General features: G+C 72.9%; 15 protein-coding genes. 10 read left to right on the top strand and 5 right to left on the bottom strand.

The features are described from left to right. Positions 1-193 precede the first annotated feature (193 nt). The 3 genes from glgX (at position 194) to AB0P03_RS12405 (ending at position 6,243) form a co-directional block, all read left to right on the top strand. A complete protein-coding gene (gene glgX / locus AB0P03_RS12415) occupies positions 194-2,401 on the top strand; it encodes a glycogen debranching protein GlgX (RefSeq protein WP_363628722.1) in 2,208 nt (735 codons plus the stop codon). Between the two features lie 168 nt (positions 2,402-2,569). After that, positions 2,570-4,390 (top strand): ABC transporter ATP-binding protein, encoded by a 1,821-nt coding sequence (locus AB0P03_RS12410; RefSeq protein WP_363582067.1) that lies wholly within the window; start codon positions 2,570-2,572, stop codon positions 4,388-4,390. Next, on the top strand, positions 4,387-6,243 hold the full coding sequence (locus AB0P03_RS12405) for an ABC transporter ATP-binding protein (RefSeq protein ID WP_363582065.1): 1,857 nt from the start codon (positions 4,387-4,389) through the stop codon (positions 6,241-6,243). Before AB0P03_RS12410 ends, AB0P03_RS12405 begins: the two co-directional genes overlap by 4 nt. A gap of 25 nt (positions 6,244-6,268) precedes the next feature. Here AB0P03_RS12405 and glgP read toward each other — a convergent pair whose 3' ends face one another. Further along, positions 6,269-8,950, bottom strand: coding sequence for an alpha-glucan family phosphorylase (gene glgP / locus AB0P03_RS12400; RefSeq protein ID WP_363582063.1), 2,682 nt, complete (start codon positions 8,948-8,950; stop codon positions 6,269-6,271). A 1,008-nt stretch (positions 8,951-9,958) separates the two neighbouring features. On the opposite strand from glgP, the gene AB0P03_RS12395 reads away from it, so the two are divergent. The 4 genes from AB0P03_RS12395 (at position 9,959) to glgB (ending at position 17,879) form a co-directional block, all read left to right on the top strand. Continuing rightward, positions 9,959-11,914 carry an alpha-1,4-glucan--maltose-1-phosphate maltosyltransferase gene (locus AB0P03_RS12395; RefSeq protein ID WP_363582158.1) on the top strand — a complete coding sequence of 652 codons (1,956 nt, stop codon included), beginning with the start codon at positions 9,959-9,961 and terminating at the stop codon, positions 11,912-11,914. Continuing rightward, the gene (gene treS / locus AB0P03_RS12390) at positions 11,911-13,635 is read left to right on the top strand and encodes a maltose alpha-D-glucosyltransferase (protein ID WP_063347760.1); all 1,725 of its coding nucleotides are present in this window, start codon (positions 11,911-11,913) and stop codon (positions 13,633-13,635) included. Before AB0P03_RS12395 ends, treS begins: the two co-directional genes overlap by 4 nt. A 241-nt stretch (positions 13,636-13,876) precedes the next feature. Continuing rightward, complete coding sequence (locus AB0P03_RS12385; RefSeq protein WP_363582060.1) at positions 13,877-15,367, top strand: phosphotransferase; 1,491 nt, start codon at positions 13,877-13,879, stop codon at positions 15,365-15,367. A gap of 109 nt (positions 15,368-15,476) precedes the next feature. After that, positions 15,477-17,879, top strand: coding sequence for a 1,4-alpha-glucan branching enzyme (gene glgB / locus AB0P03_RS12380; protein WP_363628720.1), 2,403 nt, complete (start codon positions 15,477-15,479; stop codon positions 17,877-17,879). A gap of 48 nt (positions 17,880-17,927) precedes the next feature. Here the strand turns inward: glgB and AB0P03_RS12375 are convergent, their stop codons facing one another. Both AB0P03_RS12375 and AB0P03_RS12370 read right to left on the bottom strand, forming a co-directional pair. Beyond that, positions 17,928-18,332 carry a type II toxin-antitoxin system VapC family toxin gene (locus AB0P03_RS12375; RefSeq protein ID WP_363628719.1) on the bottom strand — a complete coding sequence of 135 codons (405 nt, stop codon included), beginning with the start codon at positions 18,330-18,332 and terminating at the stop codon, positions 17,928-17,930. Then, complete coding sequence (locus AB0P03_RS12370; RefSeq protein WP_363582054.1) at positions 18,329-18,610, bottom strand: type II toxin-antitoxin system prevent-host-death family antitoxin; 282 nt, start codon at positions 18,608-18,610, stop codon at positions 18,329-18,331. The genes AB0P03_RS12375 and AB0P03_RS12370 overlap by 4 nt, the downstream gene beginning before the upstream one ends. Before the next feature lie 178 nt (positions 18,611-18,788). Here AB0P03_RS12370 and pta point away from each other — a divergent pair, with 178 nt between their 5' ends. From pta to pyk, 3 genes are all read left to right on the top strand, one after another. Continuing rightward, on the top strand, positions 18,789-20,942 hold the full coding sequence (pta, locus tag AB0P03_RS12365; protein WP_363582052.1) for a phosphate acetyltransferase: 2,154 nt from the start codon (positions 18,789-18,791) through the stop codon (positions 20,940-20,942). Then, on the top strand, positions 20,939-22,153 hold the full coding sequence (locus tag AB0P03_RS12360; protein WP_363582050.1) for an acetate kinase: 1,215 nt from the start codon (positions 20,939-20,941) through the stop codon (positions 22,151-22,153). The genes pta and AB0P03_RS12360 overlap by 4 nt, the downstream gene beginning before the upstream one ends. Positions 22,154-22,247: 94 nt before the next feature. Next, entirely contained in the window at positions 22,248-23,675 is a 1,428-nt protein-coding gene (gene pyk / locus AB0P03_RS12355; protein ID WP_063347766.1) for a pyruvate kinase, read from the top strand. 101 nt (positions 23,676-23,776) lie between these two features. Here pyk and AB0P03_RS12350 read toward each other — a convergent pair whose 3' ends face one another. Next, positions 23,777-25,228: a hypothetical protein gene (locus tag AB0P03_RS12350; RefSeq protein ID WP_363628717.1), complete on the bottom strand. Its 1,452-nt coding sequence runs from the start codon at positions 25,226-25,228 to the stop codon at positions 23,777-23,779. Then, positions 25,225-25,866: a DUF6114 domain-containing protein gene (locus AB0P03_RS12345; protein ID WP_363628716.1), complete on the bottom strand. Its 642-nt coding sequence runs from the start codon at positions 25,864-25,866 to the stop codon at positions 25,225-25,227. The genes AB0P03_RS12350 and AB0P03_RS12345 overlap by 4 nt, the downstream gene beginning before the upstream one ends. Positions 25,867-25,915 lie beyond the last annotated feature (49 nt).

Below are 25,915 nucleotides of genomic sequence, written 5' to 3'. Positions count from 1 at the left end.
CCGGTGGCGGGAACGCCCGATACCGGGAACAACGAGGGCAATCGCGGCGGGGACACGCGCAGCCGCGCGAAATCCCCCCATCCATCGGCCGCCATCCGCCGGTAAGCCCCCGTTCAGCCGCTTCCGATCTGCGCAATCCGGGAAAGAGGAAGTGAACGGGGTCCGGGACACCCCGTCCAGGGAGGGTGCGGCCATGGCGTCAGGGCAGGAGCTGGAAGCCGGAGTGCGGCCGCCCGGCGGGGACACCGCCGAGCCACCGTGGCCCGGCAGCTGGCAGCCGCTCGGCGCCCGTTTCCGGACCGACCAACAGGGCCGCCAGGGAACCAACTTCGCGCTCTGGGCGGCCGGCGCCGAGGCGGTCGATCTCTGCCTGTTCGACGAGGACGGCCGGGAGGCCCGGCACCGCCTCACCGAGCAGGACTTCCAGACCTGGCACGGCTTCCTGCCCGGCGTCCGCCCCGGCAGCCGGTACGGCTTCCGCGTGCACGGCCGGTGGGACCCGTGGACCGGCGCCCGCTGGAACCCGGCGAAGCTGCTGCTCGACCCGTACGCCCGTGCCGTGGACGGCTGTTACACCAGCCACGACGCGGTCTGCGCCGCCGTCCGCAACTGGCCGGAGGCGGACGTCGCCGACACCGTCCGGGACAACCGCGACTCCGCCCGCTACGTGCCCAGATCCGTGGTCGTCCACGATGACGACGACTGGTACGACGACCACCGCCCGAAGACCCCGTGGGCCGAGACGGTGCTCTACGAACTGCACGTGCGCGGCTTCACCATGCGCCACCCCGACATCCCGCCGGAGCTCCGCGGCACCTACGCGGGCCTGGCCCACCCGGCCGCCGTCGCCCACCTGACCCGCCTCGGCGTGACCGCCGTCGAGCTGCTGCCGGTGCACCAGTACGCCAGCGAGGACCACCTCCAGTCGCGCGGCCTGGTCAACTACTGGGGCTACAACACGATCGGCTACTTCGCCCCGCACGCCGGCTACTCGGCGGCCGGCTCGCGCGGCGGCCAGGTCGGCGAGTTCAAGCGGATGGTCCGCGCCCTGCACGCCGCCGGGATCGAGGTGATCCTCGACGTGGTGTTCAACCACACCGCGGAGGGCGCCGAACTCGGCCCGATGCTCTCGCTGCGCGGCATCGACAACACCGCCTACTACCGCCCGGCCCCGCACCGCCCGCGCGGCTACGCCGACTTCACCGGCTGCGGCAACACCCTGGACACCCGCCGCCCGCAGGTGGTCCGGCTGGTCACCGACTCGCTGCGGTACTGGGTCACCGAGATGGGCGTGGACGGCTTCCGCTTCGACCTCGCCGCCGCCCTCGCCCGCGGCACCGACGGGGTCGACATGGACCACCCCTTCCTCGCCGCCGTCTCCCAGGACCCGCTGCTCAGCCGGGTGAAGCTGATCGCCGAGCCCTGGGACGTCGGCCCGGGCGGCTACCAGGTCGGCGGCTTCCCCCCGCTGTGGGCCGAGTGGAACGACAAGTACCGGGACACCGTGCGGGACTTCTGGCGCGGCGCCCGCCCGGACGTGCGCGAGCTGGGCTACCGGCTGTCCGGCTCCTCCGACCTCTACCAGCGCGGCGGCCGCCGCCCGTACGCCTCCGTCAACTACGTGACCGCGCACGACGGTTTCACGCTGCGCGACCTGGTCAGCTACGACCGCAAGCACAACGAGGCCAACGGCGAGGCCAACCGGGACGGCACCGACGACAACCGGTCCTGGAACCACGGCGTCGAGGGCGAGACCACCGACCCGGAGGTGAACGCCCTGCGGCTGCGCCAACTGCGCAACCTGCTGGCCACGCTGCTGCTCTCCACCGGCGTCCCCATGCTCACCGCCGGGGACGAGCTGGGCCGCACCCAGGGCGGCAACAACAACGCCTACTGCCAGGACAACGAGCTCGGCTGGCTGGACTGGTCGCTCCTGGCGGATCCCCGCTGGCGCGGGCTGTGCGAGCTGACCGCCCGGCTGATCCGGCTGCGCCGGGCCCACCCGGTGCTGCGGCAGCGGGCGTTCTTCTCCGGCCGGGCCGCCGCTCCGGGCGGCCAGCCGGACCTCGCCTGGTTCACGCCGCTGGGCAAGGAGATGACCGAGGCCGACTGGTTCGCCCCGACCGCCTGCCTGGGCATGCTGCTGTCCGGCACCGCGATGTCCGAACGGGACGAGGCCGGGCGGCCGACGCTGGACGACAGCTTCCTGCTGCTGCTCAACGCCGGTCACGAACCGGTGCTGTTCACCCTCCCCGGCGAGCCCTGGGCCGCGCCGGAGGAGGCGTACGAGACGGTGGTCGACACCGCCGTCGAGGGCGGCGGCGAGCCCTGTCCGCAGGGCGCGACGCTGCTGGCCGGGCGCTCGCTGCGGCTGCTGCGCGCGCCCGCCGCCACGGCCTGAGCGGCATCGGCCGCGCGTGCGGCGCACTCCGGCCCGTGCGGCCGGCCCCACGCGCCCCGCCGTTCACCCGCGCCCCACCCGTACGGGTGGCCGGTTCTCGCCGAAGGGTTCTGTCAGGGGTGAAAAACCTGATGAGAAATGACGCGACCTCGTCCTACCCTCACGACGATGGCCGAGAACCGACAACACGACGACACCGCGACCGGGCACCGCTCCACGGTCCGCTCCCTCCTGCGCCTGTGGCCCTACGCCCGAGCCGTCCGCCGCCGGTTGGCCACCTCGGTGGCCGCCGCCCTGGTCGCCATGCTGAGCGTCCTCGGCGTCCCGCTGGTCCTCGGCCGGATCGTCGACGGTCCGCTCGCCGAACACGACCTGAGCGGACTCTGGCCGCTGATCGGCCTGCTGCTGGTCCTCGGGCTGGTCGAGGCCGCGCTGTTCTACACCCGCCGGGTGGTCCTGGCCCGCCCGCTGGCCGGGCTGGAGACGGCCATGCGCGGCGACCTCTTCGCCAAGCTCCAGCGGCTGCCGATCTCCTTCCACGAGCGCTGGGGATCCGGCCAGCTGCTCTCCCGGGCCACCGCCGACATGTACACCATGCGGCTGTTTCTGGCCTTCCCGCTGGTCTTCCTGGTCGTCAACTCGGTGATGTTCCTCGCCGGCACGGCGGTGATGTTCACCCAGGACTGGCGGCTCGCCCTGATCATCCTGCTGCCCGCCGTCCCGCTGTTCGTGCTCACCCGGCGGTTCGAGGCCGGCTACTCCGGCGCCTCCCGCCGCGCCCAGGACCAGAACGGCGACCTCGCCACCGTCATCGAGGAGTCCGTCCTCGGCATCCGCATCCTCAAGGCCTTCGGCCGCCACCGCTCGATGGCCGAGCGCTTCCGCGCCCAGGCCCACGACCTGCGCCGCACCGAACTGCGCAAGGCCGGGCTGCTCGCCAACCTCTGGGCGGTCATCGTCGGCCTGCCCGAGATCGCCCTCGGCTGCGCCCTCGCCGCCGGCGCCTACCTGGTCGCCCACGACGAGCTGAGCGCCGGCACCCTGGTCGCCTTCCTCTCCACCGCGCTGGCGCTGCGCTGGCCGGTCGAGTCCCTGGGCTGGCTGCTCGCCTACGCCAACGAGGCCGCCACCGCCACCGACCGCTTCTTCGAGGTGCTGGACGAGCCCGAGACCGCCGACCCGGGCACCGCCGACGGCCTCGGCGGTGCCCCCGACGGCATCCGCTTCACCGGCGTCCGCTTCCGCTACCCCGACGCCCCCGACGACACCCCCGACCTGCTGGCCGGCATCGACCTGCACATCCGCAGCGGCGAGACGATGGCCCTGGTCGGCGCCACCGGCAGCGGCAAGACCACGCTCACCGCGCTGCTCCCCCGCCTGTACGAGGCCACCGCCGGCACCATCACCCTGGACGGCCGGGACATCCGCGACCTCCCCCGGGAGCGGCTGCGCGAGCTGGTCGCGGTCGCCTTCGAGGAGCCCACCCTGTTCTCCGCCACCGTCCGGGAGAACGTCCTGATGGGCGCCCCGGGCGCGAACGACCAGCAGCTGCGCGCCGCCCTGGCCACCGCCCAGGCCTCCTTCGTGGACAAGCTCCCGGACGGCGTGGACACCGAGGTCGGCGAGCAGGGCCTGAGCCTGTCCGGCGGCCAGCGCCAGCGCCTCGCCCTGGCCCGTGCGGTGGTCGGCGACCCGGCCTTCCTGGTGCTGGACGACCCGCTCTCCGCCCTCGACGTGCACACCGAGGCCCTGGTCGAACGGGCGCTGCGCCAGGTCCTCGGCGCCACCACCGCCCTGGTGGTCGCCCACCGCCCGAGCACCGTGCTGCTCGCCGACCGGGTCGCGGTGCTCTCCGACGGCCGGATCGAGGCCGTCGGCACCCACCAGGACCTGCTGCGCGACTGCGCGCACTACCGCGAACTGATGTCGGGCGAGTCCGCCCCGATGCCCGAGGCCGTCCTGGTCTCCGAGGGGGGCACCACCCGATGACCACCACCATCTCGCCCGTCGGCCCCGCCGAACGGGAGACCGCCGAGCCGGTCGAGGAACAGCTGCCGCCGCCCCCGGCCGACGAGGAGGACATCCCCGTCCCGCCCGGCGCGCCCCGGGCGCTGCTGCGCTCGCTGCTCGGCCCGCACCGGGCCCGGATCGCCGTCGCGATGCTGGTGATCCTCATCCAGCAGGCGGCCCTGCAGTCCGGCCCGCTGCTGGTCGCCATCGCGATGGACCGCGGCATCCCGGCACTGCGCGAGAGCGACAGCGGCCCGCTGATCGCGGTGGTCTGCGCCTACCTGGGCTGCGCGCTGCTCAGCCTGCTGCTGCAGTGGGCGTTCATCAAGATCAGCGCCCGGGTCAACCAGGACATCCTGCTGGAGCTGCGCGGCCGGATCTTCCGGCACGCCCAGCGGCTGAGCCTGGACTTCCACGAGCGCTACACCTCGGGCCGGATCATCTCCCGCGCCACCAGCGACGTGGACGCGCTGCGCGAGCTGCTCTCCGAGGGCCTCCAGGAGCTGCTGACCGTCCTCCTGTCGGTCTGCTACATCTCGGTGCTGCTGCTGGTGCTGGACTGGCGGCTCGGCCTGGTCTCGCTGGCGTCGATCCTGCCGCTGGCGCTGATCGCCCGGTCCTTCCGCAGCCGCTCGCGCCGGGTCTACCGCCGCTCCCGCACCTCGGCCGCCTCACTGATCGTCCGTTTCACCGAGACCATGAACGGCATCCGCCCGGTGCAGGCCTTCCGCCGCGAGAAGGCCAACGACGAGGCCTTCGCCGTGGTCAACCGGCAGTCCGCCACCGCGACGGCGGACGGCCTGCTGGAGATCGCCCGCTACGTCGGCCTCTCCCGCGTCACCGCCAACCTGTGGACCACCGGCGTGGTGCTGCTCGGCGCCTACCTGGTCGCCGACGGCACGGTCGAGCTGGGCGTGCTCACCGCCTTCGTGCTCTACCTGCGCCGGCTCTACGACCCGATCGACCAGCTGGCGATGTTCCTGAACAGCTACCAGTCGGCCGCCGCCGCGCTGGAGAAGATCGCCGGCCTGCTCGCCCACGAGCCGACCGTCGCCGAACCGGCCGCGCCCGCCGAACTGCCGCAGGCCGCCGGCAAGGGGCGCGAGGTCCGCTTCGAGGAGACCCGTTTCGCCTACCGCACCGGCAAGCAGGTGCTGCCGCCGTTCGACCTGGTGATCCCGGCCGGGCAGACGGTGGCGGTGGTCGGCGCGACCGGCGCCGGCAAGTCGACGGTCGCCAAGCTGCTGGCCCGCTTCTACGACCCGACCGACGGCCGGATCCGGCTGGACGGCGTGGACCTGCGCGACCTCGCCACCCCCGAGCTGCGGCGCGGCGTGGTGATGGTGACCCAGGAGTCCTTCCTGTTCTCCGGCACCGTCGCCGAGAACATCGCGATCGGCCGCCCCGGCGCCGGCCGCGAGGAGGTCGAGCAGGCCGCCCGGGACATCGGCGCGTACGAGTTCATCGCGGCGCTCCCGGACGGCTTCGACACCGACGTGCGCAAGCGCGGCGGCCGGATCTCCGCCGGGCAGCGCCAGTTGGTCGCCTTCGCCCGCGCCCTGCTCGCCGACCCGGCGGTGCTGATCCTCGACGAGGCGACCAGCTCGCTGGACGTCCCCGGCGAGCAGGCCGTCCAGCGGGCCATGCGCACGGTGCTGGCCGGCCGGACGGCGGTGATCATCGCGCACCGGCTCTCCACCGTGGAGATCGCCGACCGCGTCCTGGTGATGGACCAGGGCCGGATCGTCGAGGACGGCTCCCCGCAGGAGCTGATCGACGGATCCGGCCGCTTCGCCGCCCTCCACCAGGCCTGGCGGGACAGCCTGGTCTAGGGCCGGCGCTCCCCCCGGCAGGGCCTCAGCGCAGCACCCCCGCGTCCATCCCCGACGACTCGGCGGGCAGGGCCACCAGCCCCAGCTCCGCCGGGGAGGCCAGCCGGGGGTGGGCCGGCAGCACCCGGACGGTGTAGCCGAACGGGCCGGTCCGGCACAGCTCCAGCGAGCCCTCGTAGCGGGTCCGGCCGTCCAGGTCGGACCCGCCGACCGGCTTGAGGGCGAGCACGCAGCCGTCCGAGATGCCGTCCGTCTCGTCCACCCGGCCGGACACCGCCTGCACCTCGACGTCGCCCGGCTCCAGCGCCCCGAGCGTGACCTGCACCCGCAGCGCCAGCGAGCTGCCCAGCTCCTGCGCCTCGTCCGGACAGTCCGCCTCGACGTGCTCGACCCGGACGGCCGGCCAGGCCTCCCGGACCTTCGCCTTCCAGGCCGCCAGCTCCAGGGCGCCGTGGTGCTCCGCCGCCGCCAGCTCCCGCTGGGCCAGCGCCGCCGGGGTGTACAGCCGTTCGACGTACTCGCGGACCATCCGCCCGGCCAGCACCTTGGGGCCGAGGGTGACCAGGGTGTGCCGGACCATGGCGATCCAGCGGTGCGGCAGCCCGTCCGTGCCCCGGTCGTAGAACCGGCCGGCGACCTGGTCCTCGATCAGGTCGTACAGCGCGGCGGCCTCGATGTCGTCGCGGCGCTCGGCCTCGCTGCTCTCCGGGTCGAGCACGCCGTCGGTCTCGTCGGCGGTGGGGATCGCCCAGCCGTTCTGGCCGTCGTACCACTCGTCCCACCAGCCGTCCAGGACGGACAGGTTGAGGCAGCCGTTGAGCGCGGCCTTCATCCCGGAGGTACCGCAGGCCTCCAGCGGGCGCAGCGGGTTGTTCAGCCAGACGTCGCAGCCCGGGTAGAGGTGCCGGGCCATCGCCATGTCGTAGTCCGGCAGGAAGACGATCCGGTGCCGGACGGCCGGGTCGTCGGCGAAGGCGACCATCTGCTGGATCAGCCGCTTGCCGCCGTCGTCGGCCGGGTGGGCCTTGCCGGCGACCACGATCTGCACCGGCCGGACGGGGTGCAGCAGCAGGGCGCGCAGCCGGTCCGGGTCGCGCAGCATCAGGGTGAGCCGCTTGTACGAGGGCACCCGGCGGGCGAAGCCGATGGTGAGCACGTCGGGGTCGAGCACCGAGGAGACCCAGCCGAGTTCGGCCTCGCCGGCGCCGCGCTGGCGCCAGGAGTCGCGCAGTCGGCGGCGGGCCTCGTCGACCAGTTGGGCGCGCAGGCTGCGGCGCAGGTCCCAGATCTCGGTGTTGCCGATCCGCTCCAGGCCGGTCCAGCGCTTGGCGTCGCCGGTGGTCATGGCGTCCTCGGCGCGGTCGGCGCCGATCTCGGCGGCGCCGAGCCGCACGACCGCCGGGTCGATCCAGGTGGCGGCGTGGACGCCGTTGGTGACGGAGGTGATCGGCACCTCGGTGGCGTCGAAGCCGGGCCAGAGGCCGTTGAACATGGAGCGGCTGACCTCGCCGTGCAGGGTGGAGACCCCGTTGGCGCGCTGGGCGAGCCGCAGGCCCATGGCGGCCATGTTGAAGAGCTTCGGGTCCCCGCCGGGCCAGGTCTCGGCGCCGAGCGCGAGCACCGGCTCGACCGGGACGCCCGGCAGCGCGGCGTCGCCGCTGAAGTGGCGGGCGACCAGCTCGCGGTCGAAGCGGTCGATGCCGGCCGGGACGGGTGTGTGGGTGGTGAACAGGGTGCCGGCCCGGACGGACTCCAGGGCGGCGGCGAAGTCCAGGCCGACGCTGTCGGGGCCGGGTGAGCCGGTGGAGACCAGCTCGCGGATCCGTTCGACGCCGAGGAAGCCCGCGTGGCCCTCGTTGGTGTGGAACACCTCGGGGGCGGGGTGCCCGGTGAGCCGGCAGTAGGCGCGGACGGCGCGGACGCCGCCGATGCCGAGCAGCATCTCCTGGAGCAGCCGGTGCTCGCTGCCGCCGCCGTAGAGCCGGTCGGTGACGTCGCGCTCGGCGGGCGAGTTGGCCTCGATGTCGGAGTCGAGGAGCAGCAGCGGGACCCGTCCGACCTGGGCCTTCCAGATGTGCGCGGCCAGGGTGCGGCCGCCGGGCAGGGCGAGGTCGACCCGGCCGGGGGTGCCGTCGTCCTCCCGGAGCAGGCTGACCGCGAGTTCGTCCGGGTCGAGCAGCGGGTAGCGCTCCTGCTGCCAGCCGTCCCGGTTGAGGGACTGCCGGAAGTAGCCGTGCCGGTAGAACAGGCCGACGCCGATGATCGGGACGCCGAGGTCGCTGGCGGCCTTGAGGTGGTCGCCGGCCAGGATGCCGAGCCCGCCGGAGTACTGGGGCAGCGCGGCGGCGATGCCGTACTCGGGCGAGAAGTAGGCGATGGCGGCGGGCAGCGGGGTGGCGCCGGCCTCCTGCTGGGCCTGGTACCAGCGCGGGCCGCTGAGGTACTCGCGCAGGTCGTCGGCGAGGTCGCCGAGTCTGCGCAGGAACCGCCGGTCGGCGGCGAGGGCGGCGAGCCGGGCGGCCGGGACCTCCCCGAGCAGCCGCACCGGGTCCTCGCCGGTCGCGGCCCAGACCTCCGGGTCCACGGACCGGAAGAGGTCCCTGGTCTCGGGGTGCCAGGACCAGCGCAGGTTGAGGGCCAGCTCGTGCAGCGGCTGGAGTTGTTCGGGCAGGACGGTGCGGACGGTGAATCTGCGGATTGCCTTCACGGCGTGAAGCGTAGCCGCGATGTCCGTCATGACAGTGCGTCAAGTGGGCTATTGGGCATCCGTTCGGCCTATTGATGAGATCGCATTCGGCGCATTGGTCTGCACGGGGGGCGCGCGCGGCGCACATTTCCGGGGTCCTGCGCTACCAATGCATGAACACTGCGGAACAGGTCCATTTCCGATGGCTCATCCGCTCAGGACAAAGCCCGAAACTACTGTCGTACCGCTGCAAAAGTCTTGTCCCCGGTGCGAGGATGACTCAAGGTCGTTGATGCTGCGGGGAGTGCGGCGGCGGGTGGCGTCCGCCTTGAAGCAGCACGTCCGAATCCTTTTCGCGTTGATCGTTCCCCTTCTTCTTAGCCCATTCGGCGCTCACCTCGCACCGACGCGTGTCCTCGTACTCGGCCTGCTCGTTCACGGGTCGACCGGGTCGCCCAGGGGCGTGCCCCTGGAGGCGCGCGCCGGGACGCGCGCGGCTCCAGGGCCTCCCGTCGAGGACTCGGCGGGCGCCGGGCAGGTTGCCGGGGACGGCGGCGCGGGCAGGCTTCCGGTCGCACGTCCTCCCCACCCAGCAGTCCTCCCGGTACTCCCCTGGCCCATCCCCGGCCCGCGGGAGCTGCCGCCGATCTCGGGCAGGAGTTTGACATGCACGGCGACACGCGGGACCAGTCCACACCGGTGGCCGACAGCCACGACGCAGCGGTCGCGGAATCCGCCGGACGGATGGATTCTGACACTCGGACGGATCCGGCGATGCCGGCACCGCGGGCCGCCGGGGCGGTCCGCACCGAGCCGGCCGAAGCGGCCCGACAACCCGGGGCCGAGGAGGGCCGGACCGCGGCACCGCGCAGGCGCACCACCACCACGCGCCGCGCCGCCGCCACCGCGAAGGCCCCCGCCGACGCCGCCGGGACCGCCGGGACCACCGCCGAGGGCGCCTCCGGCGCCGCGCCGCGCAAGGCCTCCGCCCGCAAGCCCGCCGCCCGCAAGACGACAGAGAGCGACACCGTGATCGGCCGCATCCCCGTCCTGGACGTCAGCCCCCTCGTCGACTCCGGCCGCCGCCCGGCCAAGGCCGTCGTCGGCGAGACCTTCCTGGTCACCGCGACCGTGTTCCGCGAGGGCCACGACGCCGTCAACGCCAACGTGGTGCTGCGCGACCCGCGCGGCCGCGGCGGCCCGTGGACGCCGATGCGCGAGCTGGCCGAGGGCACCGACCGCTGGGGCGCGCACGTCACCCCGACCGCGCCCGGCCGCTGGTCGTACCTGGTCGAGGCGTGGAGCGACCCGGTCGCCACCTGGCGCCGGACCGCCGCCGTGAAGCTGCCCGCCGGGATCGACACCGCGCTGGTCCTGGAGGACGGCGCCCGGCTGCTGGAGCAGGCCGCGGTCGGCGTGCCGAAGAAGGAGGGCCGCGCGCACGTGCTGGCGGCCGCCGACGCGCTGCGCGACCCCGGCCTGCCGCCGCTGTCCCGGCTGGCCGCCGCGCTCGCCCCCGAGGTGCTGGACCTGCTGGCCCGGTACCCGCTGCGCGAACTGCTCAGCGCCTCCCGCCCGCTGCCGCTCCAGGTGGACCGCGAGCGCGCGCTGTACGGCTCCTGGTACGAGTTCTTCCCCCGCTCGGAGGGCGCGGTGGTGGATCCGAGCGGCGTCGAGCCGCCGCGTTCGGGCACCCTGCGCACCGCCGCCGAGCGGCTGCCGGCCGTCGCCGCGATGGGCTTCGACGTGGTCTACCTGCCGCCGGTGCACCCGATCGGGCGAGCCTTCCGCAAGGGGCCGGACAACGCCCTGACGGCCGGTCCGCACGACGTCGGCTCGCCCTGGGCGATCGGCTCCCCCGAGGGCGGCCACGACGCCGTCCACCCCGACCTCGGCACGATCGAGGACTTCGACCACTTCGTCGCCGAGGCCGAGGCCCTGCGCCTGGAGGTGGCGCTGGACTTCGCCCTCCAGTGCTCCCCCGACCACCCGTGGGTGAACAAGCACCCGGAATGGTTCAGCCACCGCGCGGACGGCACCATCGCGTACGCCGAGAACCCTCCGAAGAAGTACCAGGACATCTATCCGATCAACTTCGACCAGGACATGGACGGAATCGTCAAGGAAACCATCCGGATCCTCCGGTTCTGGATGTCCCACGGCGTTCGGATCTTCCGGGTCGACAACCCGCACACCAAACCGGTGGCGTTCTGGGAGAAGGTGCTCGCCGACATCGCCCGCACCGACCCGGACGTCGTGTTCCTGGCGGAGGCCTTCACCCGGCCCGCGATGATGCACACCCTGGGGAAGATCGGTTTCCACCAGTCGTACACGTACTTCACCTGGCGCACCACCAAGCCGGAACTCACCGAGTACCTCACCGAACTCACCGGTGACGCCGCCGCCTACATGCGGCCCAACTTCTTCGCCAACACCCCGGACATCCTGCACGGCTACCTCCAGCACGGCGGCCGCGCCGCGTTCGCGATCCGCGCCGTGCTCGCCGCCACCCTCGCCCCCAGCTACGGCGTCTACGCCGGCTTCGAGCTGTACGAGGACGAGCCGGCCCACCCCGGCTCCGAGGAGTACCTGCACTCGGAGAAGTACGAGCTGCGCCCGCGCGACTGGACCCGCACCGACTCCCTCGCCCCGCTGCTCACCGTGCTGAACCGGCTGCGCCGGCGCCACCCCGCCCTCCAGCAGCTGCGCAACCTGCGCTTCCACCCCACCGACAACGACCAGGTGCTCGCCTACTCCAAGACCGCGACCACCCCCGAGGGCCTCACCGACCAGGTCGTCACCGTGGTCAACCTCGACCCGCACCACGTCCAGGAGGCCACCGTCACCCTCGACGGCGACGGCCCGTACGCGGTGCACGACGAGCTCACCGGCGCCGTCTACACCTGGGGCCGGCACAACTACGTCCGGCTCGATCCCTCAGCCGAGCCGGCTCACCTCCTCACGGTTCGGAGGAACCCAGCGTGACTGTGAACGAGCCCGTCCCCGACACCTTCCCGGAGACCTCAAAGAAGAACCTGGACCCGGAGTGGTTCAAGCGTGCGGTCTTCTACGAGGTGCTGGTGCGGTCCTTCCAGGACAGCAACGGCGACGGGGTCGGGGACCTGAAGGGGCTCACCACCAAACTCGACTACCTGCAGTGGCTCGGGGTCGACTGCCTCTGGCTCCCGCCGTTCTTCGCCTCGCCGCTGCGCGACGGCGGGTACGACGTGGCCGACTACAAGTCGGTGCTGCCGGAGTTCGGCGACCTCGCCGACTTCATGGAGTTCGTCGACGCCGCGCACGCCCGCGGCATGCGCGTGATCATCGACTTCGTCATGAACCACACCAGCGACCAGCACCCGTGGTTCCAGGCCTCCCGGACGGACCCGGACGGCCCGTACGGCGACTTCTACATGTGGGCCGACGACGACAAGCAGTACCCGGACGCCCGGATCATCTTCGTCGACACCGAGACCTCCAACTGGACCTACGACCCGGTCCGCAAGCAGTACTTCTGGCACCGGTTCTTCTCCCACCAGCCGGACCTCAACTACGACAACCCCCGCGTCCAGCAGGAGATGATCGCCGGACTGCGGTTCTGGCTCGACCTCGGCATCGACGGCTTCCGGCTGGACGCGGTGCCGTACCTGTTCGCCCGCGAGGGCACCAACTGCGAGAACCTGCCGGAGACCCACGAGTTCCTCCAGCGGGTCCGCAAGGAGATCGACGCCGACTACCCCGACACCGTCCTGCTGGCCGAGGCCAACCAGTGGCCCGAGGACGTCGTCGACTACTTCGGCGACTTCACCGCGGGCGGCGACGAGTGCCACATGGCGTTCCACTTCCCGGTGATGCCCCGGATCTTCATGGCCGTGCGGCGGGAGTCCCGCTACCCGGTGTCGGAGATCCTCAGCAAGACCCCGCAGATCCCCGGCGGCTGCCAGTGGGGCATCTTCCTGCGCAACCACGACGAGCTGACCCTGGAGATGGTCACCGACGAGGAGCGCGACTACATGTACGCGGAGTACGCCAAGGACCCCCGGATGCGCGCCAACGTGGGCATCCGCCGCCGGCTCGCCCCGCTGCTGGAGAACGACCGCAACCAGATCGAGCTGTTCACCGCCCTGCTGTTCTCGCTGCCCGGCTCGCCGGTCCTCTACTACGGGGACGAGATCGGCATGGGCGACAACATCTGGCTGGGCGACCGGGACGGCGTGCGCACACCGATGCAGTGGACCCCGGACCGCAACGCGGGTTTCTCCTCCGCCGACCCGGGCAGGCTCAGTCTGCCGCCCATCATGGACCCGGTGTACGGCTACCAGGTGACCAACGTCGAGGCACAGCAGAGCAGTTCGAGTTCGCTGCTGCACTGGACGCGTCGCATGATCGAGATCCGCAAGCTCAATCCGGCGTTCGGCCTCGGTACGTACACCGAACTGCCCTCCAGCAACCCCGCCGTGCTGGCCTTCGTGCGCGAACACGAGGGGGACCTGGTCATGTGCGTGAACAACTTCTCGCGGTTCGCGCAGCCGACCGAGCTGGATCTGCGGCAGTACGGCGGACGGTACCCGGTCGAGCTGATCGGCGGGGTGCGCTTCCCCTCCATCGGCGAGTGGCCCTACCTGCTCACGCTGGCCGGCCACGGCTTCTACTGGTTCCAGCTCCGGCAGCCGCCGCGGCTGAGCGGGACCAGGCGCTCGAAGTAACGATCCGCCACACCCTGCCCCACAGCACCACCAGACCCTCCGGGGGCGCGAGTTGAACCCCTGCGCCCCCGGAGTTCTCTGCACCGCCGCGTACGGAGAACAGCCCAACGGCCACCCACACGAAGGCGTGACACCTGAGCCCCGCTCGCGTGCCGCCGCCGCCGCGCCGCCGAAATCCGGAAGACTGACGGACCCGGCCAGACCCGTCGGGCAGTCCGCCCGCTTCCGGGGAAAGGGAGTCATGTCCGAAACCTCCCGTTCTCAAGCCCATGTGCAGCAGGACGCCCCCGCCGACACCGCCGCGCCGGCGGGCGCGCGGAGCACCGGGGCCCGGAGAACCGCCCTGGGGGTCAGCGAACTCGTCCAGGCCGCGCTGCCGCTGATCGCCGAGTGGCTCCCCACCCAGCGGTGGTACGCCGGAAAGGGACGGCCCATCACCGGCCTCACCCCGATGGTCGGAACCCCGCTCCAGGTCGGCGACCCCGCCCTGCTGCACCTGCTGCTGCGGGTCGAGCACGCCACCACGGCCGGCGCCCCGCACGGCGACATCTACCAACTCCTGCTCGGCATCCGCTCGGAGGGGCCCGCGGACATCGAGCCCAGCGCCGTGCTCGGCCGGCTCAACCAGGGCCCGTACGACGGCGCGGCGCTCTACGACGCCGTCCACGACCCCGAACTCACCGGGCGGCTGCTGGAACACCTCGCCACCGGCGACCGGTTCGGCTCGCTGTCCTTCCGCCGGACCCCCGGCTCCGGGCTCCCCGCCAACCTCCCAGGCCGCGCCTCCACCGCCGAGCAGTCCAACAGCTCGGTCATCTACGGCACCTCGTACATCCTCAAGCTGTTCCGCCGCATCCACCCCGGCACCAACCCCGACCTCGAACTCTCCCTCGCCCTCTCCCGGGCCGGCTCCACCCGGATCCCCCGGGTCGCCGCCTGGTTCGAGAGCCGGCTGGAACGCGCCGAACCCGCCACCCTCGGGCTGCTCCAGCGCTACCTGCCGGACGCCGAGGACGGCTGGGAGCTCGCCCTCGACCAGGTCGGCCGGCTCAAGGGCGACCCCTCCCCCGGCAACTTCGCCATCGAGGCCCACCGGCTCGGCCGGGCCACCGCCGAAGTCCACCGGGTCCTGGCCCGCTCGATGCCGGTCGCCCGGCTCGACCGCGCCCAGACCAGCCGGCTCGCCACCACCATGGCCGACCGGCTGGACAGCGCCGTCGCCGCCGTCCCCGGCCTGCTGCGCTACCGGGCCGCACTGCGCACCGCCTTCCAGCAACTCGCCGACGCCCACCCCGACGGCCTGCCCGTCCAGCGCATCCACGGCGACCTGCACCTCGGACAGGCCATGCGCACCCCGCACGGCTGGGTGCTGCTGGACTTCGAGGGCGAACCCGCCAAGTCCGTCAACGAACGCCGCGAACCCCAGCCCGCGCTGCGCGACGTCGCCGCCATGCTCCGCTCCTTCGACTACGCGGCCGCCCACCTGCTCGCCGGCGGCCCGGTCGATCCGGAACTCGCCCACCTCGCCGCCGCCTGGGCCCAGCGCAACCGCACCGCCTTCTGCGCCGGCTACACCGCCGGCGGCGGCGCCGACCCGGCGGCCTCACCGGAGCTGATGCGGGCCCTGGAGATCGACAAGGCGGTGTACGAGGTCGTGTACGAGGCCCGGCACCGGCCGAGCTGGCTGCCGATCCCGCTCGCCGCGATCAACCGGCTCGCCCTCACCGTCTGACCGCTCCGGCCCGCCCGCACCCCCTGCCCTGCCCGCCCCCTGCCCCACCCGCACCCCCGGTTCCGCCGCCCTGGAGTTAGCCCACCCCCCGTCGCAGGAGGACCCAGCCGTGACGCCGCTCGACCCGCCCGGCCGCACCACCCGCCCCGTCCCGGCCACCTTCCTGGCCGGCCCGGACTCGCCCCGGCCCGAGCCCGTCCCGGCCGAGGAGTCCGTGCCAGCCGGCGAACCCGCCCCGACGGAGGAGTCCGTACCAGTCGCGGCGTCCGCGCCGGTCTCGGCGTCCGCACCGGTCACGGCCCCGCCCACGGCCTCGCTGCGCCTGCCCGAGGCGCCGCTGCCGCCGTCCGAGGTGGACCGGCTGGTCGGCGGGCAGCACCACGACCCGCACGCCCTGCTCGGCGCGCACCCGGTGCACGGCGGCACCGCGATCCGGGTGCTGCGCCCGTTCGCCGAGCGGGTGGTCGTCGAGACCACCCAGGGCCCGGCCGAACTCACCCATCAGCAGGGCGGGTTGTTCACGGGGCTGGTGGCCGGCGCCGACACCGTGGACTACCGGCTGCTGGTGACCTACCCCGGCGGCGAGCCGCTGGCCCAGCACGACGGCTACCGCACCCCGCCCACCCTCGGCGAACTCGACCTGCACCTGATCTCCGAAGGCCGGCACGAGCAGCTGTGGCAGGCCCTCGGCTCGCACGTGCGCACCGTTGACGGCGTCGCCGGCACCGCCTTCGCGGTCTGGGCGCCGAACGCCGTCGGCGTCCGGCTGATCGGCGACTTCAACCACTGGGACGGCACCGGGCACCCGATGCGCTCGCTCGGCTCGTCCGGCATCTGGGAGCTCTTCGTCCCGGGCCTCGCCGAGGGCGCCGCGTACAAGTACGAGATCCACACCCGGCAGGGCTGGGTGCTCGACAAGGCCGACCCGCTCGCCCGGGCCGCCCAGTGCCCGCCCGCCACCGCCTCGGTGGTCACCTCCTCCGACTACCGCTGGCAGGACGGCGACTGGATGGCCCGCCGGGCCCGCGCCGCGCACCACCGGGCGCCGATGTCCGTCTACGAGCTGCACCTGGCCTCCTGGCGGCCCGACCTCACCAGCTACCGCGCCATCGCCGAGGAACTGCCGCGCTACCTCAAGGAGTTGAACTTCACCCACGTGGAGTTCATGCCGGTCATGGAGCACCCCTTCGGCGGCTCCTGGGGCTACCAGGTGTCCGGCTACTACGCCCCCACCGCCCGGCTCGGCAGCCCCGACGACTTCCGCCACCTGGTCGACACCCTGCACCGGCACGGCATCGGCGTGATCGTCGACTGGGTGCCCGCCCACTTCCCCAAGGACGCCTTCGCGCTCGCCCGCTTCGACGGCGAGCCGCTGTACGAGCCGGCCGACCCGCTGCGCGCCGAGCACCCCGACTGGGGAACCCTGGAGTTCGACTACGGCCGCACGGAGGTGCGCAACTTCCTCGTCGCCAACGCGGTCTACTGGTGCGAGGAGTTCCACATCGACGGCCTGCGGGTGGACGCCGTCGCCTCGATGCTCTACCTCGACTACTCCCGCGAGGGCGGCGCCTGGACGCCCAACCAGCACGGCGGCCGGGAGAACCCGGACGCGGCCGCGTTCCTCCAGGAGATGAACGCCACCGTCTACCGGCGCTGCCCCGGCGTGGTCACCATCGCCGAGGAGTCCACCGCCTGGGACGGCGTCACCCGCCCGACCGACGCCGGCGGCCTCGGCTTCGGGCTCAAGTGGAACATGGGCTGGATGCACGACTCGCTGGTCTACATGTCCAAGGAGCCGGTGCACCGCAAGTTCCACCACAACGAGATCACCTTCTCGATGGTGTACGCCTACTCGGAGAACTACGTCCTGCCGATCTCGCACGACGAGGTGGTGCACGGCAAGCAGGCGCTGGTCTCCAAGATGCCCGGCGACTGGTGGCAGCAGCGCGCCAACCACCGCGCCTACCTGGGCTTCATGTGGTCCCACCCGGGCAAGCAACTGCTCTTCATGGGACAGGAGTTCGCCCAGGGAGCTGAATGGGACCACGAGCAGGGCCCGCAGTGGTGGGTGCTCGACGAGCAGTGGCCCGCCCACCAGGACCACCGCGGCGTCCGCCGGCTGGTCCGCGACCTCAACCGGCACTACCTGGACACCCCCGCCCTCTGGGAGCGGGACACCACCCCGGACGGCTTCCGCTGGCTCGACGGCGGCGCCGCCGAGGACAACCTGCTCTCCTTCGTCCGGTACGGGGCCGACGGCTCGCCGCTGGTCGCGGTCTGCAACTTCTCCCCCGTCGTCCGGCACGGCCACCGGGTCGGTCTGCCCGACCTGGACGGCCGCGACCAGCTGTGGGAGGAACTGCTCAACACCGACGCCGAGGCCTACGGCGGCGGCGGCATCGGCAACTCCCACCCGGTCAAGGCCGAACCGACCCCCTGGCACGACCAGCCCCGCTCCGCCGAACTGGTCCTCCCCCCGCTCGCCACCCTCTGGCTCCGCCCGGCCCGCTGAGGGCCTGAGCACCAGAGTGTCTGAGCGCCTGCCCGGCCGGGCAGGCGCTCAGCTCGGCGCCGACACCGGGAAGCCGAGGTCCTCCGCGGCCCTGCCCAGCTCGCGGTCGTAGGTGATGAACTCGGTCAGCTCCGTGCGGAACGGGTCCGCGCTGGCCAGGTGCAACGCGTCCAGCGAGCCGAGGCGCGGAGTGCGGTAGGAGAGCGCCCGGGCGAGCACCGCGCTGCTGAGGTCGACCTGGTGGCTGCCCCGGAGCGCCTGGTCCACGTAGTAGGGGACCTGCTGGTGGGCCAGGCCCGCGCGGAGCAGGGTGCGGGTGATCTCCAGCCGGGCCAGCGCGCTGGTGATCAGCTCGGTCCCGGCGGGCAGCGCCTGCCGCCACGCCCGCACTGCGGCCGTCTCCGGCTCCGGCTTGATGAACTTCAGCAGCGCGCAGGAGTCGAGGTAGATCAACGGTTCCGCTCCCGTTCGCGGTCCTCCACCAGGAGGTCCGAGAGGCTGCCGATCTCCGGCAACAGGTCGAGGGCCAGCTCGGGCATGCCCTCCTCGGCGGGCGGGGTGACCTCGCCGGCCGCGACCATGCGTTCGAGGACCGTCGCCGGGGGTTCCTCCGGCACGAGTCTCAGCACGGGCCGCCCGCGGTCGGTGACGACGATCGTCGCGCCGGCCCGGACCCGCGCGACCGCCTTGGACGGGTTCTGGTTCAGCTCACGCAGTCCCATGGTCTCCATGCCCTCCAATGTAACTACGTCATGTAGGTACATCAAGGGCGGGCGGCGGCGCAAACCCCACGCCCAGGACGTTCAGCCCTTGCCCCGACTCGGCCGCTCTGCTCGCGGACGCCCGTTCGTGGTGCGAAGGTATGGTCGATATGGCCATATTCCGAGACGACGGGACGGAGACACCCACGTGGCGCGCAGCGTGTACGTGACCGGTATCGACCGGGGGGACGGCCGGCAGGCGGTCGAACTCGGGGTCATGGAACTGCTCACCCGCCAGGTGGACCGGGTCGGGGTGTTCCGGCCGCTGGTGCACGCGCACGCGGGGGCGTCTGCCGGCCACCGGGCCGGGTCCGAGCCGGGCTCGGACCACGTGGTGGAGCTGCTGCGCGGCCGGTACCGGATCGACCTGCCGAGTTCCGAGCTGTACGGGCTCAGCTACGAGGAGGCCGCCGCGCTGCAGGCCGCCCGGGGGCAGGACGAGCTGGTCTCCGCCCTGGTCGACCGCTTCCGCGCGCTGGAGCGGCGCTGCCAGGCGGTGCTGGTGCTCGGCACCGACTTCGCCGACACCAACATCCCGGACGAGCTGGCCTTCAACGCCCGGCTGGCCAACGAGTTCGGCGCCGCCGTGCTGCCGGTCGTCGGCGGGCACGCCGAGGACCCGGAGGCCGTCATCGCCGAGGTCCGCAACGCCCACCGGGCGTTCACCGACCTGGGCTGCGAGACCCTGGCGATGATCGCCAACCGGGTCGCCCCGGGCGCCAAGCAGCGGATCCAGCGCAAGCTCACCGAGAAGCTGCCGATCCCCGCCTACGTCATCCCGGAGGAGCCGGCGCTGGCCGCGCCGACCGTCGCCCAGCTGGTCGAGACGACCGGCGCCGAGGTCCTGCTCGGGGACGCCGCCGGCCTGGCCCGGGACGTCCGCGGCTTCGTCTTCGGCGGCGCCATGCTGCCCACCTTCCTGGACGCCCTGACCGAGGGCGCCCTGGTCGTCACCCCCGGGGACCGCGCCGACCTGGTGATCGGCTCGCTGGCCGCGCACGCCGCCGGCGCCCCGCCGATCGCCGGCGTGCTGCTGACGCTCGGCCAGCACCCCGGCCCGAACGTGATGGCGCTGGCCGCCCGACTCGCCCCCGGCACCCCGGTCGCGGTCGTCCCGGAGGGCAGCTGGCCGACCGCCGCGGCCCTCACCCACCTGGAGGGCAAGCTCACCGCGGCCAGTCCGCGGAAGGCCGAGATCGCCCTCGGGCTGTTCGAACTGCACGTCGACACGGCCGAGTTGACCAACCTGATCGAGGTCGGCCGGTCCGAGCGCGTCACCCCGATGATGTTCGAGCACGAGCTGCTGGAGCGGGCCCGGGCGAGCCGGCGGCACGTCGTCCTGCCGGAGGGCACCGAGGAACGGGTGCTGCGCGCGGCCGAGATCCTGCTGCGCCGCAACATCTGCGACCTCACCCTGCTCGGCGAGGCCGACGCGGTGCGCCGCAAGGCCGCGAGCCTCGGCATCGACCTCCCGCAGGAGCAGTCGGGCACCGACCGCGCCCAGGTCCGGATCGTCGACCCGACCACCAGCCCGCTGCGCCGCCAGTTCGCCGAGCTGTACGCCCGGCTGCGCGCCCACAAGGGGATGACCGTCGAGCTGGCGCTGGACGTGGTCACCGACGTCTCGTACTTCGGCACCCTGATGGTCCAGGAGGGCATCGCCGACGGCATGGTCTCCGGCGCGGTGCACTCCACCGCCGCGACCATCCGGCCCGCCTTCGAGGTGATCAAGACCTCGCCGGGCGCGGCCATCGTGTCGAGCGTCTTCTTCATGTGCCTGGCCGACAAGGTGCTGGTGTACGGCGACTGCGCGGTCAACCCCGACCCGGACGCCCAGCAGCTGGCCGACATCGCGATCCAGTCCGCCGCCACCGCCGCCCAGTTCGGGGTGGAGCCGCGGGTCGCGATGCTCTCGTACTCGACCGGCACCTCCGGGTCCGGCGCGGACGTCGACAAGGTCCGCAAGGCCACCGAGCTGGTCCGCGAGCTGCGGCCGGACATCCTGGTCGAGGGCCCGATCCAGTACGACGCGGCGGTGGACGCCCACGTCGCGGCCACCAAGCTGCCGGGCTCCGCGGTGGCGGGCCGGGCGACCGTGCTGATCTTCCCGGACCTCAACACCGGCAACAACACCTACAAGGCGGTCCAGCGCTCGGCGGGCGCGGTGGCGGTCGGCCCCGTCCTCCAGGGCCTGCGCAAGCCCGTCAACGACCTCTCGCGCGGCGCGCTGGTCCAGGACATCGTCAACACCGTCGCGATCACCGCCATCCAGGCCCAGGACGAGAAGGAGCCGAAGGCATGAGCGAAGGAACGCGCGTTCTCGTCCTGAACGCCGGCTCCTCGTCGGTGAAGTACCAGCTGATCGACATGCTGGACGGTGCCCGGCTGGCCTCCGGCCTGGTGGAGCGGATCGGCGAGCCCGGCGGGCGGCTGGTGCACACCCCGCACTCGGGCGGGCCGCGCGAGCTGCCGCAGCTCTTCCCGGACCACTCCGCCGCCCTGAAGGCCGTCGCCGAGGAGCTGGCCGCCGACGGCCTCGGGCTGGACTCCCCCGAGCTGGCCGCGATCGGCCACCGGGTGGTGCACGGCGGCAAGCGGTTCACCGAGCCGACCGTGGTCACCGACGACGTGCTCAAGGAGATCCGCCGGCTGATCCCGGTCGCGCCGCTGCACAACCCGGCCAACATCACCGGCATCGAGGTGGCCCGCGCGCTGCGCCCGGACCTCCCCCAGGTGGCCGTCTTCGACACCGCCTTCCACGCCTCGATGCCCGAGTTCTCGGCCCGGTACGCGATCGACAAGGCCGTGGCCGACGAGCACCGGGTGCGCCGCTACGGCTTCCACGGCACCTCGCACCAGTACGTCTCGCGGGCCACCGCCCGGCTGCTCGGCAAGGACCCGGCCGAGGTGAACGTGATCGTGCTGCACCTGGGCAACGGCGCCTCCGCCTCGGCGGTCGCCGGCGGTCGCTGCCTGGACACCTCGATGGGCCTGACCCCGCTGGAGGGCCTGGTCATGGGCACCCGCTCGGGCGACATCGACGCCGGTGTGGTGTTCCACCTGCACCGGGTGGGCGGGCTGTCGATCGACGAGATCGACGACCTGCTCAACCGCCGCAGCGGTCTGCGCGGCCTGTGCGGCGACAACGACATGCGCGAGATCATGCGCCGGGCCGGGGCCGGGGACGCCGACGCGAAGCTCGCCTTCGACGCGTACATCCACCGGCTGCGCAAGTACATCGGCGGCTACTACGCCGTGCTCGGCCGGGTGGACGCGATCGCGTTCACCGCGGGCGTCGGGGAGAACGCGGCGCCGGTGCGCGCGGCGGCCACCGCCGGGCTGGACGAACTGGGCATCGCGGTCGACCCCGAGCTGAACTCGGTGCGCTCCGGCGAGGCCCGGATCATCTCGCCCGCGTACGCCCGGGTGGCGGTCGCCGTGGTGCCCACCGACGAGGAACTGGAGATCGCCCGACAGGCCTTCGCCCTGGTCCACCGGCGGTCCGGGGACTGACCGGACGCCGTCTCGCCCCTCGGGATCCTTCGTTGGCGATTCCTCACGATTCGTGCCGAATGCACCTATAACACGAACGGATAGACTGATCCATATGCGCCGAGCGAAAATTGTCTGCACCCTGGGTCCGGCGACGGACTCCTACGAACAGCTGAAGGCCATCGTCGAGGCGGGCATGAACGTCGCCCGACTGAACATGAGCCACGGCAACCACGCGGACCACGAGGAGCGGTACCGCAAGGTCCGCCAGGTCTCGGAGGACACCGGCAAGGCCATCGGCGTCCTGGCCGACCTCCAGGGTCCCAAGATCCGTCTGGCGACCTTCGCCAACGGCCCGGTGACCGTCGACAACGGCGACGAGTTCACCATCACCACCGAGGACGTCCCCGGTGACCAGCACATCTGCGGCACCACCTACAAGGGCCTGCCCGGCGACGTCAAGCCCGGCGACCCGATCCTGATCAACGACGGCGTCATCGCCCTGGAGGTCGTCAGCGTCGACGGCCCGCGGGTGAAGACCGTGGTGATCGAGGGCGGCGTGCTCTCGAACAACAAGGGCATCAACCTGCCCGGCGCGGCCGTGAACGTGCCCGCCCTGTCCGAGAAGGACAAGGACGACCTGCGCTTCTCGCTGCGCCTGGGCGTCGACATGGTCGCCCTGTCCTTCGTCCGCAACGCGGACGACGTCAAGGACGTCCACGAGGTCATGGACGAGGTCGGCATCCGCGTGCCGGTCATCGCCAAGATCGAGAAGCCGCAGGCCGTCGAGGCCATGGAGGAGATCGTCCTCGCCTTCGACGCCATCATGGTCGCCCGCGGCGACCTGGCCGTCGAGTACCCGCTGGAGCGGGTGCCGCTGGTCCAGAAGCAGCTGATCACGCTGGCCCGCCGCAACGCCAAGCCCGTCATCGTCGCCACCCAGATGATGGAGTCGATGATCCACGCCTCGCGCCCCACCCGCGCCGAGGTCTCCGACGTCGCCAACGCCATCCTGGACGGCACCGACGCGGTCATGCTGTCCGCCGAGTCGAGCGTCGGCAAGTACCCGATCGAGACCGTCCGCACCATGAGCCGGATCGCCGAGAGGGCCGAGGAGGAGCTGCTTTCCCAGGGCCTCCAGCCGCTCAACCCGGGTCGCAAGCCGCGCACCCAGGGCGGCTCGATCGCCCGCGCCGCGTGCGAGCTGGGCGACTTCCTGAACGGCCAGGCGCTGGTCGCGTTCACCAAGTCCGGTGACACCGCCCGCCGCCTGTCCCGCTACCGTTCGCCGATCCCGGTGATCGCGTTCACCCCGGACGTCGCCACCCGCAACCAGCTCTCGCTGAGCTGGGGCGTCGAGGCGCACGTCACCGAGCAGGTCGGGTCCACCGACGCGATGGTCGCCCAGGTCGACCGCGAGCTGCTCAGCATGGGCCAGCTCGCCGAGGGCGCGACCGTCATCGTCACCGCCGGCTCGCCCCCCGGCATCCCCGGCAACACCAACATGGTCCAGGTGCACCACCTGGGCACCCGGGGCGAGTAACACCCCGTGGTTCCGACGCCCGCGGGGCGGTCCTCCGGTGGAGGGCCGCCCCACGGGCGTTCTCGCGACGTCGCCGCCGCCGTGGCGCGGCTACCGGTCGCCTACTTGTCGCTGTAGGGCGCGTCGTCGTTGAACAGGCGCATGCCGGGAATGGTCAGCGTGCCGCCGAACTGGCCGGCCTGCTTGGCGGTGACCCCGGTCAGCTCCAGGTCCAGCGGGATCGGGATCGAGCCGATCAGGTCGTACAGCCAGCGCGGCAGGGTGTCCGGGGTGAGGGTGATCTCGCCCAGGTCGATCGGGATCGGCAGGCCGAGCACCTTGGAGAGGTGGCCGGACAGTCGCTCCACGTACATCGTGACCGGGCCCTTGCGCATGGTCGAGGTCGAGCCGGGGGCGCCCTTCACGTGGAAGGTCTTGCCGTTGCCCTGCAACGTCGACATGTCGAGGTTGTCGATGTCGACGCTGTCCACCACGAACTTCAGCACCCGCTTGGTGCCGGTCGGGGTCCGCACGTCGTAGACGCCGTGGAAGGCCGCGCCGTGCAGCGCCAGCCGGCTGGTCGCCAGCGTCCAGTTCTGCTGCGGGACGACGTCCCCGGTGGCGGGCGCGCCGGCGGTCAGGCCGCTGGTGTCCACCGCGCAGTTGGGGTTCGCGCTCGGCGAGGACGCCGGGGTGTCGCCGGCGGCCCCGGACGGGGTGGCGGGGGCCGTACTCGGGCTCGCCTTGCCGCTCGGCTTCCCCGTCGTGCCGCCGGCCGGGCCACCGGCGGCGGAGGCCGTCGCGGCGGGCGAGGCCTGGTCGCCCGCCGGGGCCTGCTCGCCGCTGCCGGCGGCGGGCGGCGGCGGGGTGCCGGGCTGCGCGTCGGCCGGGGCCCCGGTCGTCGGGGCCTGCGGCTGGGCCGGCGTCCCGGCGCGCGGGGCCGGGACGGCCGGCGCGGGGGCCTGGGTGGTGGCCGGAGCGGGGGTGCCGGTCGACTTGGCGCTCGGCGTCGGGCTCGGTGAACCACCCGGGTCCAGCAGGTGGTTGACGCCGCCCAGGACGTCGTCGATCAGCCCGGCCCGGTGGGCCGTGTCCGAACCGCCGGGGGCGGCGGAGCGGGCGACCGGCGGCGTGGTCGCCGGGGTGGTGGCCGCGCCGGTCGGGGCATCGGTCGGCGTCGCGCCGGCGCTCGGCGTACCGGCCGGCGCGGAGGGCTGCTGGGCGGGCGCGGTGGTCGGCGTCTGGGTGGGGATCGCGCTCGGCCCCGTCGAGGGCGCCGTCGAGGGCACGGTGGGGGGCGCCGTGGACGGACCGGGCGGCGGCTCGGGCAGCTCGCTCTTGGGGACGGGCGTCTCCAGCGGTGCGACGTCCGGCACGGTGGCGGGCGCGGTCCCGCAGGGCTTGCCCGCCGTGGACTCGGCGACGGCCGGGTTGGGGGTGTACGCGGCGGCCATCAGCAGCGCCGTCGGCACCGCGGCCATCGCCAGCGCGCGGCCTCTCAGCCGGACCCGGACGGGCGTGCGCGGCGCCGCGTGTCGACCGGCGCGCTGCGGTTGGTCCTCCGACGCGCTCACCGCGCCTCCTTCGGGTCCACGGCGGCGGCCTGCTCGTTCGACGCGGCCTGTGCGGGCAGCTTCGCGGTGGGCGCTCCGGCCGCCGCGGGCTCGGTGGCGACGTTCTCGACGACGACCGCGCTCTCGCCGACGGCGGCCTCGGAGGCCGGTGTCCCAAGTGCGGGGGCCTCAGCAGCAGGGGCCTCGGCGGCGACGCTCGCGGCGACGGCGGTCTTGGCCGCCTTCGGCTCCGGCAGCGGCGCCCAGGACGCCATCAGGCCGCCGCCGATCAGCCCCGGCAGCAGCGCCAGGCCGAACCCGGCCAGGTTGGAGACCGGGATCGAGACCAGCGTCAGCAGCGTGGTGGCGACTCCCGCGAAGACCCGCACGGTCGGCTGGAACCACGCGGTCAGCCCGAGCACGATCAGCAGCACGCCGATGATCAGCGATCCGGCGCCCGCCGTGGTGGCCATGGCCACCGTCATGCCGCCCAACGAGAGCTTGGCGTACGGGAAGTACATGATCGGGACGCCGGCGATCATGGCCAGCAGGCCGCCGTAGTACGGCCGCGTCCGACGGAAGGTACGGAACACCCGGCGCAGCCACTGGACGGGGTTCTCGTGCTCGGCGGGCCGGAATGAGGCAAGGGCGCTGGACACGGTGCAGCTCCTCGATGGTGTGAACGAGGGATGGACGAGACACGGGATC

Source organism: Kitasatospora sp. NPDC088779, from assembly GCF_040685395.1.
Taxonomy (GTDB): Bacteria; Actinomycetota; Actinomycetes; order Streptomycetales; family Streptomycetaceae; genus Kitasatospora.
This window is presented reverse-complemented; position numbering and strand designations above follow the sequence as displayed.

Excerpts from the sequence above, each read along its gene's own strand:
- AB0P03_RS12360 (WP_363582050.1), top strand. The coding sequence starts at position 20,939 with ATGAGCGAAGGAACGCGCGTTCTCGTCCTGAACGCCGGCTCCTCGTCG.
- AB0P03_RS12405 (WP_363582065.1), top strand. The coding sequence starts at position 4,387 with ATGACCACCACCATCTCGCCCGTCGGCCCCGCCGAACGGGAGACCGCC.
- pyk (WP_063347766.1), top strand. The coding sequence starts at position 22,248 with ATGCGCCGAGCGAAAATTGTCTGCACCCTGGGTCCGGCGACGGACTCC.
- glgX (WP_363628722.1), top strand. The coding sequence starts at position 194 with ATGGCGTCAGGGCAGGAGCTGGAAGCCGGAGTGCGGCCGCCCGGCGGG.
- AB0P03_RS12385 (WP_363582060.1), top strand. The coding sequence starts at position 13,877 with ATGTCCGAAACCTCCCGTTCTCAAGCCCATGTGCAGCAGGACGCCCCC.
- AB0P03_RS12410 (WP_363582067.1), top strand. The coding sequence starts at position 2,570 with ATGGCCGAGAACCGACAACACGACGACACCGCGACCGGGCACCGCTCC.
- AB0P03_RS12370 (WP_363582054.1), bottom strand. The coding sequence starts at position 18,610 with ATGGAGACCATGGGACTGCGTGAGCTGAACCAGAACCCGTCCAAGGCG.